15 protein-coding genes are annotated in these 13,351 nt (G+C 29.2%); 3 read left to right on the top strand and 12 right to left on the bottom strand.

Translation table 11 applies throughout. The annotated features are described in order from the left end of the window. Window positions 1-80: 80 nt before the first annotated feature. Window positions 81-1,640 (bottom strand): hypothetical protein, encoded by a 1,560-nt coding sequence (locus IO99_RS04585; RefSeq protein WP_035130831.1) that lies wholly within the window; start codon window positions 1,638-1,640, stop codon window positions 81-83. A gap of 231 nt (window positions 1,641-1,871) precedes the next feature. Between IO99_RS04585 and IO99_RS04580 the strand changes: the two genes are divergently transcribed. Beyond that, window positions 1,872-2,444 (top strand): hypothetical protein, encoded by a 573-nt coding sequence (locus IO99_RS04580; RefSeq protein WP_035130829.1) that lies wholly within the window; start codon window positions 1,872-1,874, stop codon window positions 2,442-2,444. Between the two features lie 63 nt (window positions 2,445-2,507). Here the strand turns inward: IO99_RS04580 and IO99_RS18270 are convergent, their stop codons facing one another. Beyond that, window positions 2,508-3,683: an N-acetylglucosaminidase gene (locus IO99_RS18270; protein WP_051823918.1), complete on the bottom strand. Its 1,176-nt coding sequence runs from the start codon at window positions 3,681-3,683 to the stop codon at window positions 2,508-2,510. A 169-nt stretch (window positions 3,684-3,852) separates the two neighbouring features. On the opposite strand from IO99_RS18270, the gene rluF reads away from it, so the two are divergent. Further along, window positions 3,853-4,590 (top strand): 23S rRNA pseudouridine(2604) synthase RluF, encoded by a 738-nt coding sequence (rluF, locus tag IO99_RS04570; protein ID WP_035130827.1) that lies wholly within the window; start codon window positions 3,853-3,855, stop codon window positions 4,588-4,590. 66 nt (window positions 4,591-4,656) lie between these two features. On the opposite strand, the gene IO99_RS04565 is transcribed toward rluF, so the two are convergent. Continuing rightward, entirely contained in the window at window positions 4,657-5,202 is a 546-nt protein-coding gene (locus tag IO99_RS04565; RefSeq protein ID WP_035130825.1) for an LptM family lipoprotein, read from the bottom strand. Window positions 5,203-5,785: 583 nt separating this feature from the next. Between IO99_RS04565 and ispF the strand changes: the two genes are divergently transcribed. Beyond that, window positions 5,786-6,259, top strand: coding sequence for a 2-C-methyl-D-erythritol 2,4-cyclodiphosphate synthase (gene ispF, locus IO99_RS04560; protein ID WP_035130823.1), 474 nt, complete (start codon window positions 5,786-5,788; stop codon window positions 6,257-6,259). Between the two features lie 62 nt (window positions 6,260-6,321). On the opposite strand, the gene IO99_RS04555 is transcribed toward ispF, so the two are convergent. The 9 genes from IO99_RS04555 to pyrB form a co-directional block, all read right to left on the bottom strand. Continuing rightward, a complete protein-coding gene (locus IO99_RS04555; protein WP_035130821.1) occupies window positions 6,322-6,810 on the bottom strand; it encodes a YhcN/YlaJ family sporulation lipoprotein in 489 nt (162 codons plus the stop codon). Window positions 6,811-6,938: 128 nt separating this feature from the next. Beyond that, window positions 6,939-7,160, bottom strand: coding sequence for a hypothetical protein (locus IO99_RS04550; RefSeq protein ID WP_035130819.1), 222 nt, complete (start codon window positions 7,158-7,160; stop codon window positions 6,939-6,941). A gap of 186 nt (window positions 7,161-7,346) precedes the next feature. Then, on the bottom strand, window positions 7,347-7,919 hold the full coding sequence (gene pyrE, locus IO99_RS04545; RefSeq protein WP_035130817.1) for an orotate phosphoribosyltransferase: 573 nt from the start codon (window positions 7,917-7,919) through the stop codon (window positions 7,347-7,349). A 12-nt stretch (window positions 7,920-7,931) separates the two neighbouring features. Beyond that, window positions 7,932-8,828 carry a dihydroorotate dehydrogenase gene (locus tag IO99_RS04540; RefSeq protein WP_035130815.1) on the bottom strand — a complete coding sequence of 299 codons (897 nt, stop codon included), beginning with the start codon at window positions 8,826-8,828 and terminating at the stop codon, window positions 7,932-7,934. A 10-nt stretch (window positions 8,829-8,838) separates the two neighbouring features. Further along, entirely contained in the window at window positions 8,839-9,582 is a 744-nt protein-coding gene (locus tag IO99_RS04535) for a dihydroorotate dehydrogenase electron transfer subunit (RefSeq protein WP_035130813.1), read from the bottom strand. A 72-nt stretch (window positions 9,583-9,654) separates the two neighbouring features. Continuing rightward, a complete protein-coding gene (gene pyrF, locus IO99_RS04530; protein ID WP_035130918.1) occupies window positions 9,655-10,530 on the bottom strand; it encodes an orotidine-5'-phosphate decarboxylase in 876 nt (291 codons plus the stop codon). A gap of 19 nt (window positions 10,531-10,549) precedes the next feature. Beyond that, window positions 10,550-11,737, bottom strand: a complete 1,188-nt coding sequence (locus tag IO99_RS04525; protein WP_035130811.1) for a dihydroorotase — start codon at window positions 11,735-11,737, stop codon at window positions 10,550-10,552. A 22-nt stretch (window positions 11,738-11,759) separates the two neighbouring features. Further along, entirely contained in the window at window positions 11,760-12,194 is a 435-nt protein-coding gene (locus IO99_RS04520) for an aspartate carbamoyltransferase regulatory subunit (protein WP_035130809.1), read from the bottom strand. Window positions 12,195-12,215: 21 nt separating this feature from the next. Further along, window positions 12,216-13,139, bottom strand: a complete 924-nt coding sequence (pyrB, locus tag IO99_RS04515) for an aspartate carbamoyltransferase (protein ID WP_035130807.1) — start codon at window positions 13,137-13,139, stop codon at window positions 12,216-12,218. Between the last annotated feature and the right edge of the window lie 212 nt (window positions 13,140-13,351).

Below are 13,351 nucleotides of genomic sequence, written 5' to 3'. Positions count from 1 at the left end.
ATGTTTTATATAACTTTAAGAGATTATTTCAATTAATTATAAGAAATAATCTCTTTTTAAATTTTAATTAAACTTTATTATTATATTATAAGAGGTACAAATATCATTAATGTAAGCAATGCATCAATTAACATGAATATACTAAACTTACCTAGAAATATGCTCTCAAAATCATCTATATAGACCATGTATCCATATCCATATACAACTAGTCCAATTAAGGAGCTTATCAATATGCCTATAAATGATGGGGCTAAAATAGTAGGTAACATATGTGAATATTGCACATAAAAAGCTTTATTTATGGTATGTGTTTTCATTATTACAACAATTGCAGCTAGTATAATATACATATACCTCTTCTTTTTATCATCAAATTTGTAATCCATAAAAGAGACTGCTCCTGCTATAACTAAAGAAGGAACTATCCATCTAAATCCTAATATTATAATATAAGATACACTAAACATAAAACCTTCCACTACATACCCAAGAGATCTTAATCTTTCATCTCTACGAGGTCCATTGTTTACCTCCATAAATCTCTCATTACTAGATGCTATATTAATACTATATAATCCATCCTTTTCAAAGCTAAGAAACGCTATATAATCTTCATCATTATATGGGTGAATACATAATTCTCTTAGTCTAGTTATCTTCTGTGAATTTGAAACTTCACCACTTTTTATTTCAAAAGAAACTATAGCCTTTTGGAACTCTTTTTTACCAAAAGGAACTGCCATGGTTGCATAAAATTTTGCACCATTTTCTGAATAGGCTCCTTTAGTATTTACAACGTATCTTGATTTATCAACTACAAGGGCACTAATCTGTCCTTCTCCTCCACTTATAGGAAATTCCATTACTTCTGTGCAAGAGTATTCATTTCTATCATATTTCTCAATAAGCAAATATCCATTTTCTACATCTGAAGATAATGACATTGCACCATAAGTAATTTTATCAGCTTTAATTATCTCTTTAATAAGAAATGGCTCTGATGCCTTTCCATCTTTAACTGTAAATCCTTTAAATAACTTCTCTTCTTCTAAGTAACATACCAAAAGCCCATCTTTACTTTTTTGAGCAGTAAGCATACTCAATTTTTCTACTGGCACTTCTATATTTTCATTTGATACTGTGTTTACTACCTTAATTTTATCTTTATATGCTAAAACTATATTTTTACTATCAATTTGCTCAGTAAATGTAATTCCTTCTTCTATTTCTTTTTCTACCAAATTTAATTCTTCATCTAAAACTAACTTTTCTAAATAATCTATGCTTGATTTAGTAGAATTATAAATCAAAGTATATCCCTTATCAGTTTTAGTAAATATTAAATTTTTAAGCAATTCTTCTTCTATAGCATATTCTTTAGTTTTAATCTCTTTTCCATCTAAATCTGTTTCACATATTTTAATCTTTTTAGTGTCCTCGTATGCTACTAACAAACGATTTTCTTCTTTTATAATTACTGGTGTATTCTTTCCTACCCCACTTCCTATTTTTACTTCTTTACTCCATTTTTCTGACGGTGGTTGTTTCAATAAATTGTAGTTATTTAAATAATTACCAATTAGTATTATTAAAAACCCCATTATTATACTTAAAAATAATATCTTTTTTTTACTCATATTAACTCTCCCCCAAGGTCTTAATAAATTCCCTTTTTTTATCTATTAGTATAAATTATACTCCCGGTATACTGAATATTCAAACACTTTTTGCAAATATTATCTAATATAATATTTTTTTGCAATAAAATATTTTTTTATGATGATGATTACTTTTACTTTTATATTTTAAAAATGTATTGTAAAATATACTTATGTTGTAAGTAAATTTAATTAATGAAAGGTATTTATATGCGAAAATCTGGTAAAGTAATTAATTTTGATGATGATAAAGTTTATATAGTAACAAATAATAAAGAATTTGTTACATTAGAACGAAATGATAAAGCTCCTATTAAAGGTAATATTTATGATGGTACTGTATATGTAGATAGGTCAAATCTTATAAAAGTATTTATAATACTAATATCTATTTGTGCATTAGTATTAAGTTGTATTTATTTTATCTTCTTTTCACCTAGAGCTAATATAATCCTCTCTTTAGACTCCAATATCAAAATAGGTATAAATAGAAACAAGATAGTTAAAATTACAGATTCTAGTGGGTCTACTTTAGGATTGGAAAGTTTAAGTTCACTAAAAGGAAATGAATTAAATTTAGGTTTAAATCTTTTATTTGACTCAGCATTAAAAGAGGAATTAATCCCGAAGTGTGATGAATATTCACCTGGCAGTGTATATATATATATAACTAAGGATAACAAAAGAGAGCCTCTTAATTTTGATAATTTTAAAAAATATGCTGAAAAATATAATTATAAAGTTATAATTAATAGAAATGATAATGATCTTAATATTGATTAGTATATTAATTTTGTAATTTGAAAACCCTAGTCATTTTATGACTAGGGTTTTATACTATAATTTTTATTTATACACCGGTATTTCAAATTGTGGTTTAACATTAGGATGCTTGTCCATTATTAATTTAATATTAGTTACTTGCTTATATGCCCATACAATATCTGTAGCGTATTGATGCCATGGACTATTGTAATTATGAACATTCCATCTCATTTCATATATAGTATCTTGAGCTGTTCTAGGGTTCTTTGCATTTTTATCTGAATGTATATAATTTTCAGCAATCCATTTAATACCACCTTTAATAGCTGCTTCTGGTGAAGTCCACCCATTTTTATAGGCTGCTTCTGCTCCAGAACTTACTGGTGAATTATCAAAGGCACAGATTCCAAAGAAATTATAAACCTTAACGGTAGTTCCATCTTCTTTTTTATAGTCTACTCCTTTTGCCAAGGTAGATGTACCATTTCCAGTCTCTAATAGTGCATGTGCCACTGCATAGGCTTGATTTACATTATTGGTTTTACAAGCATCGTAAAATGCTTGTCCCATATTAGATAATGTACCCTTACCCACTAATATGCTATTTAGCGTACTTACACTTATATCTTGTATGAAGTTTAGTTTCATAAACATATATATACCATTTTTATCATTTTTATATCTGCTTGGTTCTAAATACTGTGATATATCTGTTTTTCTTGCATCTCCAGAATATAAAGCTCTAAATATTGGTGGTTTCTTATTATATTGGATATTTGCAAAATTATCTACTGTAGTTCCTACTGAATAGGTAGACATTGTACCTAATGTGGATACATTATGGTTTGATGGCACTGTAGAAAATTCCTTTACTGCAGGTAATTCAATATATTTTCCTTCACTATCATATAAGCCAGATTTTACAATTATACTATAGGTAGTGCTTGTACTATATCCTCCAGAAGGCGGTGTTATTTTTATAGCCTTGTTAGTTTCATTGTAACTTAAACCTACCTTTAATTCACCACCATTAGGTGAAAAAACTTTTACATAAGTACTAAGGTTATTTATTAAGTTTGGATGTAGTTTATTACTAAGCTTTATTGTCCAAGTTTTATTTGTTGGTATATTTATTTGATGATTTAAATCCTGTATATTTACTGCCGCAAATGCACTACCAGTTAATGCTAATGGTGTCATACACATTATAATTACTATTAAAATACTAAAAATTTTCTTAACTACTTTATTATTCATAGTTCCCCCCATATCCTCTAAAATTTTATTTATATAATATCTGTTATATTGTATAATACTAATAACATTGATATTATGCTATAATTATACAATAAATTTAAAGTGAATGTAAGTAATTATATAATAACTGACATTCATTAAGTCTTATGCTAGGTGGTGATATAACTATATGGATAATAAAAACTTACTTAGACTTAATAAGTACATAAGCGAAAGTGGAATTTGTTCTAGAAGAGAAGCAGATAAGTTTATTGAATCTGGTAAAGTATATGTAAATGGTATCTTAGCTACCCTTGGAACAAGAGTTAGTCCTACTGATACTGTAGTAGTTGATGGAAAAACTATTAAACCTAAGTCGAATAAAGTATATATAGCCCTTAATAAACCTGTAGGAATTACTTGCACAACAGAAACTCATGTTAAGGGAAATATAATTGACTTTGTTAACTATCACGAGCGAATATTCCCTATAGGACGTCTCGATAAACCTTCTGAGGGATTAATATTTTTAACTAACGATGGAGATATGGTAAATAAAATATTACGTGCAGGAAATAATCATGAAAAAGAATATGTAGTTTCTGTTGATAAACCTATTACAAAAGAATTTATTAATGCAATGGAAAATGGAATTCCTATACTTGGTACTATGACGAAGCAATGCAAAGTTAGAAAAATTGGCAAATGTACTTTTAATATAATTTTAACCCAAGGCCTAAATAGACAAATTAGAAGAATGTGCGAATACTTAGGATTCAAGGTAACTAGTCTTAAACGTATTAGAATTATGAATGTGTCCTTAAGTAATCTTCCTACAGGAAAATGGCGTTATCTAAGCTCTGAAGAAATGTCCACAATCATTAATCTTACTAAAGATTCAATAGGTACTATTCAAAGTGAAACTTAGATATGAGTAAAAAAGAAGAAGATGTTCATTTTATTTCATCTTCTTCTTTTTTATTTTTTATTTTAATTAAAATTCACCTTTAAATAATTCTGCAAATTGTTTATGTGCAATTATGTCACTATTTTCTTTTACTTCTTTAAAAGTTATTTCAAAATCATCAGATACATCTGAATAAACTTCATATACTTTCTCTGCAGTATTATTATCTCCATAAGTAATTACATATGCAACTTGATCTTTTTTACCGTTTACATTTCTGTAATATTGATATACTTTTGCCTTTGATTTGTCTATTTTTTCATCACTTAATACTTTATCAAGAGCAGTTTCTGCCTTTTTTACAAATGCAGTTTCATCTTCATCAGTAAGTAATTTTAAAGTGTTTGCTTCATTATAATAATATTCTTCGTTAGCAAAACTGTTTAATAGTGATTCAAAGCTTTCATAAGTAACCTCTGGTACTTCTGTGCTTTCTTTTTCTTTACTTTCTTGAGTAGAAGTTTGCTCAGTAGTTTTAGCTGATGAATCCTCTGAAGTATTAGTTTTTGTTCCACATCCTACTAATGCTAAACCTATGGTTGCTGTTAATACTAATGCAATTATTCTTTTCATTTTTAATCCTCCATATTTCCTAATAAATTTAATACTTAGTAAATGGTATACGAAATAGTATATAATTTTTGTATACATTTACATAGTTGATACAAAATATTAAGAGTATTTCTACTCTTTGTAAATCCATATAAAATTATATCATATTTTGTAATATTTTCAATACTAAATTTCTACATATTATTTTATTAACATGCATTGTTAATAAAATATTGTCGATAATACAAAGAATAAACTTATGTACTGTTAAATTATCAACTTGTCCATATTATTAACATTATCCACAGGTATCCTGTTTATAACTTAGTGAATTCAATGTTAATACATAGATTTTCATCTTATAATTCTATAATTTCTCTTCTTGACTCCGTATATACCTTATAAACACGTGAAATTTTATCAACATTATCCACACTAATGTGAATAACTTGTTTATAACTTTTTATTTATACATCTTTACTAGGAAAATTAGATGTTACACACTTAAACTTTTTTTATCTTTCTAATAGATACTAATGATTAAACTGTGTTAAACTTAAGTTGACACATTATTTATTATTTATTATTTATTGGAGGTTTATATATGCGAGTTGGTTTAGGATATGATGTACATAAGTTAGTTCCTAATAGAGATTTAATTATTGGTGGAGTTAAAATACCACATACACTTGGGCTTTTAGGTCATTCAGATGCTGATGTTCTTATTCATGCAATTATGGATAGTTTACTAGGTGCTGCAGCACTTGGTGATATAGGAAAACACTTTCCTGATACAGATGCTGAATTTAAAGGCATTTCTAGTATTAAACTTCTTAATGAAGTTAGAGAATTATTAAGTAAAAGTGATTATAAAATAGAAAACATAGATGCAACAATAATTGCCCAGCGTCCTAAAATGTCTCCTTATATTACATCCATGAGAGAAAATATTAGTGAAGCATTAAGGATTTCTATAGATCAAATTAATGTAAAGGCTACTACTGAAGAAGGTCTTGGTTTTACTGGTATTGAAGAAGGAATTTCCTCTCAATCTATATGTTTAATAAGTAAAATATAAGATATATAAAAATACAAGTCCAAGGTTATTTAAATTCAACCTTGGACTTTTTAAAATGTTTATTACATATTCTCTATTATCTCTTCTAAATCTTTCTTAAATTCTTCAAATGGCTTATTCTCCTTAAAAGACTTCAACAATTTGGCTATTGACTCATATACATATTCGTCATCACTTATAGCTATGGTTTTAGCATTAGAATAGATGTTCTTAACTTTTTTTTCAACTTCCATTCGTAGTTCCGGAGATATATTATTGTAGTTATCCTTTAACTTTAATGCAACTAATACAGATTCATGGTTTATATAGGTTACTGATGATTGTATTTCTGGAATTTCTTCAATGTCTGCCATAATTCTCTCACAGATGGATATAGCATTTCTAATTTCTACTTCTTTATCTATAGGTTCATCACTCATATCTTCAACAGTAGGACCGGCTCCCACAGTATCACTTTTTTTACTATTACTATTACATCCCATTAATACCACCGTTACAATAATTAATAATACTACAATAAATAATAATATATCATTTATTTTTCCTTTCATTTTATATCCTCCTATATATAATTATATTAATTTAGTTTCTATAATCTATAGAATTAATAATAAATAACTATATATAGTTTGGCTTATAAGCATAAGTATATTCCTATTCTAAATTATATCTCCACTTTTTACATTGTATCTGAATTCTCAAATATATCTTTCGTAACAACAAAATTCCCATTGTCTTCAACTAAGTCAAACTCACTTATACTTGTTATTCTTTCCTCCCTCTCAACATGAAATACATATCCAACTCTTCCATGTTTCTTAAAGAATACTCTTGATGATTTTATAACTCTCAGAGGATTTTTATTTTTATCATATATAATACTAGGAACATCATTAATCATATTTACATTCTCCTTACACCAGTTGTTAATTAATGATATATAATATTATCCTATTATATAATTTATGACTATAATCATTAGTTATAATATAAAATTTATTTGCACCATCTCTTATAAAAAAATTCACCTCCCTATATAAAATCTATAAGTAAGGTGAACTTTATTACAACTTGGTTAATTATTCGATTATTTAATGTTTCTGCTACCCGGTTTTATATAAGGTATATCCTTTTTACATAGTGGGCATTCTTCCTTATCAAAGCTTTCTATTTCCAATTTACATGCACTATAAACCGGAAGAGTTAAAGCACAATTTTCAACTCTCCTATCGACTATACAACATACACCTACAACTTCTGCACCTAAACCTCTTAGTACTTCTACAACTTCCATAGTAGATTTTCCTGTTGTAACTACGTCTTCTGTAATTAAAACTCTTTGTCCTTGCTTAATTTCAAAGCCTCTTGTTAATGTCATTACACCGTCTTTTCTTTCAGTAAATATCCCTGGCTTTCCTAGTTGTCTTGCTAGCTCATAAGCAACTATTATTCCTCCCATAGCAGGACCTACTAACATATCAACATCTAAATCTTTAACCTTGTTTGCAACTACTTCTAATACTTGAGCTGCCTTATCTGGATACTGTAGTAATTTTGCACATTGACAGTATCTATTACTATGTTTACCTGATGATAGCAAGAAATGCCCTTCTAATAATGCCTCACACTGAACTAATATATCTACAATTTTATTTTCCATAATATTTTCCTCCTATACTATTCCTCTAATTTCACTAATATCTTTAATATTTTCTTTTATTAAAAAGTCTTCTATTCCTTTTATAATTTCTAATGGTGCAAAAGGATTTATAAAATTAGCTGTACCTATTTGGATCCCTGTAGCTCCTGCCATTATAAACTCTATAGCATCTTCCCAATTTGTAATACCGCCAAGACCAACTACTGGAACCTTACATGCCTTACACACTTGATGAACCATTCTTAAAGCCATAGGCTTTACTGCTGGTCCCGAGAATCCTGCATAGATATTATCAAATACAGCCTTTCGTTTTTTGTAGTCTATAGACATTCCTTGAAAAGTATTTATTAATGATAGTGCATCAGCTCCCGCTTCTTCACAACTAAGCGCCATCTCTACTATATTTTCTGCATTAGGAGATAACTTCACCATCAATGGTTTTTTACATACCTTCTTCACTTCTTTTACTGCCTCATAGGCAACCTTTGATTTTATTCCTAGAGCCATACCACCATGTTTTACATTAGGGCATGAAATGTTAAGTTCTATGATGTCTACATCAACCTGGTTTAACTTCTCGATTATACTTATATATTCTTCTACTGTAGCTCCACCAACATTAGCTATTATATTAGTGTTATATTCTTTCATCTTTGGAAGTTCATCTTTTATAAAGTTTTCTACTCCTGGGTTTTGAAGTCCTACACTATTAAGCATTCCACCTGTTGTTTCTTTGATTCTTACTCCATCATTACCTTGTCTCGGATTTAAGGTTAAGCCCTTACTACAAATTCCTCCAAGTTTTGCTATATCATAAAACTTACTATACTCTTCACCAAAGCCAAAAGTACCTGATGCTGTCATTATTGGATTCTTGAATTCCTTATTACAAATATTTACCTTAAGCATAATTTCTCCTTTAAAACTCTAAATCTAATCCATTAAATACAGGACCATCTTTACATGTTCTTTTATTTCCACTAACTGTTTTACATGTACAACCAAGACAAGCTCCTACTCCACAAGCCATCTTCTTTTCTTCTGATACATATATCTTTGTACCCACTTCCTTGCACATATTAATTACTCTATACATCATAACCTCTGGTCCACAACATAAAACTAAGTCATAGTCTTTAGGATTAAATAGTTCTGTTACATATCCTTTATGTCCAACACTACCATCTTCTGTAGACACCTTTACTGATAAATCTAACTCACTTATTTCTTCTAACCCATAAACTTCATCTCTAAAGCCAGCAAATATATGAACTTCTGAATCCTTTATGTTATCTACTAGGTATCTCATTGGAGCAACCCCAATTCCTCCTGATACTACCGCAACCTTGCCTTTTATCTCTTCTAAGTCAAAGCCATTTCCTAATGGACCCATAACCTTAACCTCTTGTCCTTGTATAAGATTACTTAATAATTTTGTTCCTTCTCCAACTAGTTGATATAGGAATTCTATAGAATTTGATGTTATATTATGAATACTAATAGGTCTCCATAATATAGGTTCCTTTTCCCAGGCTCTTAGCATATAAAACTGTCCAGGTTCTCCTCGAAACTTCCCCTCTATAGATAATTTAAATATTCCTTTAGCAACTTCTTTATTCTCTATTACTTTACAAACTTTGTATTCATAATTATCTTTTTTCATTCTAATCTCCTAATAATTTATTCTAATATAATGCCATACAATAAAGTTGTATGGCATGAACTGTAATTAAATTTATTTTTTTAGATTTCCTATAGCTGTTAGAATTTCATTTTTCATTCTAATTGCCTCTTCTTTTGCATACTTAGCAAAGTTTTCTTCACCATCTAGTTTTCCTTTATATGCAAGCATTATACCCCTTGAAGAGTTAACAACTCCTCCATTTCCATCCTTAAGATAAAGGGCTACATCTTCTGCTTTTCCACCTTGAGCACCATATCCTGGTATTAAAAAGAATGTACTATCTAAGGAATTTCTTATTTCTATACCTTCATCTACATGGGTACATCCTATAACCCCACCTATAGAACTATACCCACACTTACCTATATAATTTTTCCCTAAATTATTTATAGTTTCCCCTACTACATTAAATACTTTTCTACCGCCCTTAGTTTCTATATATTGAATATCCTTACTACCCTTGTTTGAAGTTCTTATCAGTACAAAAACTCCCTTTTCACTATTTTCAATATAAGGTAAGTATGGCTCTATACTATCTAATCCCATATATGGACTTAGCGTTATAAAATCAGCTTCAAATTCTCCTGCAAAATGTGCTTTAGCATACATTTCAGCCGTTTTAGCAATATCGCCTCTTTTTATATCTCCTATAGATATTGCTCCCTTTTCCCTTATATACTTTAATGTATTAGAATAAGCTCTTAATCCTTCCAATCCATATGCTTCATAATATGCTATTTGTGGCTTATAGCAAGCTACATGGTCTATAGTTTCATCTATTATAGCTTTATTAAATTCGAAAATTGCATCACCTATGTTTTCAAATTTCTTCATAAAACTTTTTGGTATATATGATATATCTGTATCTAGTCCCACACATACATGTCCTTTTTCTGCAATTATATCGAATAGTCTATCTATAATCATATGATACTCCCTCACTTTTCTATTTTTTATAAACAACTTTACCACCTTTTATGGTAGTTATAACTTCTCCATATACTTTCATACCATTAAATGGAGTATTTTTACCTTTTGATAAAAATTCTTCCTTACGTATCTCATATTCTTTTTCTAAATCTAATATTACTAAATCTCCATCATAACCTATATCTATTTGGCCCTTATTAACTCCTAGTATTTCACTAGGTCTCTTACTCATGATTTCACTTAGCTTACTTAAGTCTATATTACCTGACCTTACAAGCTTTGTATAAGAAACTCCAAAGGCTGTTTCTATTCCTGATATTCCTGGAGCTCCTTTTTTCTTATCCTCTTCAGTATGAGGTGCATGATCTGTAGCAATGCTATCCACATATCCACCTTTTATAGCTTGGATTAAATATTCCATATCTTCCTTTTCTCTAAGAGGTGGATTTACTCTATACTCTACATCATTTGTTAAAGCTATATGATGGGGAGATACTTCACAAGTAACTTTATGACCTTTTTCCTTTGCTTTAATGATATATTCCATAGATTCTTTGGTACTTACATGGGAAAAGTGAACTTTACACCCTGCATGTTTTGCTAAAGTTATATTTCTCCAAGTCATAGTATTTTCTGCCAGTCTCATATCTATATCAGATAGATTATGATTCTCACAATGGCACATAACAGTTATATCCTTCTCTTTAGCCTTAATCATAGCATTTAACATAACTTCGCTGTGCATAACATCTTTTCCATCTTCTGATATTACTTTTATATCACCTTTTTTTAGCTTATCTAAATGGCTTATGTCATCTCCACTAAACTCGTTAGTTATAGATATAACTTGATTAATATCTATAAGTCCTACTTCCTTACCCCTATTTATAACATAATTAACTGTATCCATAGTGCTACATACTGGATTTGTATTTGCCATAAGGTTTACCATTACATATCCACCTTTAACTGCAGCACGAGAACCTGATTGTATATCTTCCTTATGTGTAAGTCCCGGATCTCTAAAATGCACATGTAAATCTACAAAACCAGGCATTACTATCTTTCCTGCCGCATCTATAGTTTTACAATCCTTTATGAGATTTCTTCCTAGCTCACAAATTACTCCGTCCTTTATATACACATCTCCAACAAAGGTTCCACTCCAGTCAACTACTGTACCATTCTTTATGCAAATTTCCATAAGTATTCTCCAATCCTATCTATTAATATAATGAAGTTACCTTTTGTAAATCATCACAGTAATGACATCTATATTCCTTCGTTTCTTCATCTACTAAGTAATGTATATGCATTATGTTAGGTTCTATAGATGTAACGCATCTAGGATTCTTACATTTAATAACATTTTCAACCTTTTCAGGAAGTGTAAGCTTAATTTTTTCCTTAATTTCTTCATTTTCTATTATATCTATAGTTATATTTGGATCTATTACTCCTAATATTTCAAAATCAATATCTATTCTAGTTTCTATTTTTATTATATCTTTTTTCCCACACTTATCACTATTAGCATTCATTATAAGAGCTACAGTGAAATCAGCTTTATCTAAGTTTAAGAAGTTAAATATTTTTATTCCTTCTCCAGCTTTTATATGATCTATTACTAATCCGTTTTTTATACTATTTATAGTTAACATATTACTTCCTCCTTATATACCTTAGTAAATTCCTAATAGTTTTAGTATTAATGCCATTCTCACATACATTCCATACTTAGCTTGCTTAAAGTACACAGCTCTATTATCACTATCTACTTCATATGCTATCTCATTTACTCTTGGTAATGGGTGAAGTACTATCATATCTTCTTTCGCAAGATTCATTTTTTCATTATCTAATATATAAGTATCTTTAAGTTTTATATAGTCTTCTTCATTAAAAAATCTTTCTCTTTGTACCCTTGTCATATATAAAATATCTATTTCCTTCATAGCTTCTTCCATAGTTCTAACTTGCTTGAACTCTATGTTTTTCTTTTTAAGGACTTCTTTCTTTATATACTCTGGTATTTCTAATTCTTCAGGTGAAATTAGTACGAACTTGTTGTTTTCATATCTACTTAAAGCTTTTATTAATGAATGTACTGTTCTTCCAAATTTTAAATCTCCACAACAACCTATTGTTAAATTATTTAGTCTTCCCTTCAGGGTTCTTATGGTTAGTAAATCAGTTAAGGTTTGAGTTGGATGTTGGTGTCCACCATCCCCTGCATTTACTACGGGAATGTCACTATATTGTGCTGCAACCTGTGGTGCTCCTTCTTTAGGATGTCTCATTACAGCAATGTCTGCATAGCATGCAACAGTTCTTATGGTATCTGCAATACTTTCTCCCTTAGCTACTGAACTAGCATTTGGTTCTGAAAATCCGATTACGCTTCCGCCTAATCTATTCATAGCAGCTTCAAAACTAAATCTGGTTCTAGTACTTGGCTCATAAAATAATGTAGTAAGCAAGTACCCATCACAAGCATGTATAAATTTCCTTGGATCTTTTATTATTTCATCTGCTAGGTCAAATATTTCGTCTAATTCTTCTAAAGTAAGGTCCATTGGTTCGATTAAATTTCTTCCTTTTAACATATAAAACACTCCTTTTTAGCCTCTCTGGGATAATTTAAAGGTATTAAGATTTACTTATAAAATTCAATAAAAAAAGCTTTCCTCAACAAGGAAAGCTATAAATATCTGTAAATACAACTTTGTATATGAATATATTATTGTAAATTTTATCATATTACAAATGTATTCATACCAAAATATTATCTTCCCTTGCCGGCATCTCTGTACCGTTT

This window comes from Clostridium sulfidigenes, from assembly GCF_000732635.1.
GTDB classification, from domain to species: domain Bacteria; phylum Bacillota; class Clostridia; order Clostridiales; family Clostridiaceae; genus Clostridium_J; species Clostridium_J sulfidigenes.
Note: the sequence above shows the minus strand (reverse complement) of the source record. Positions and strands in the feature narration are given on the sequence as shown.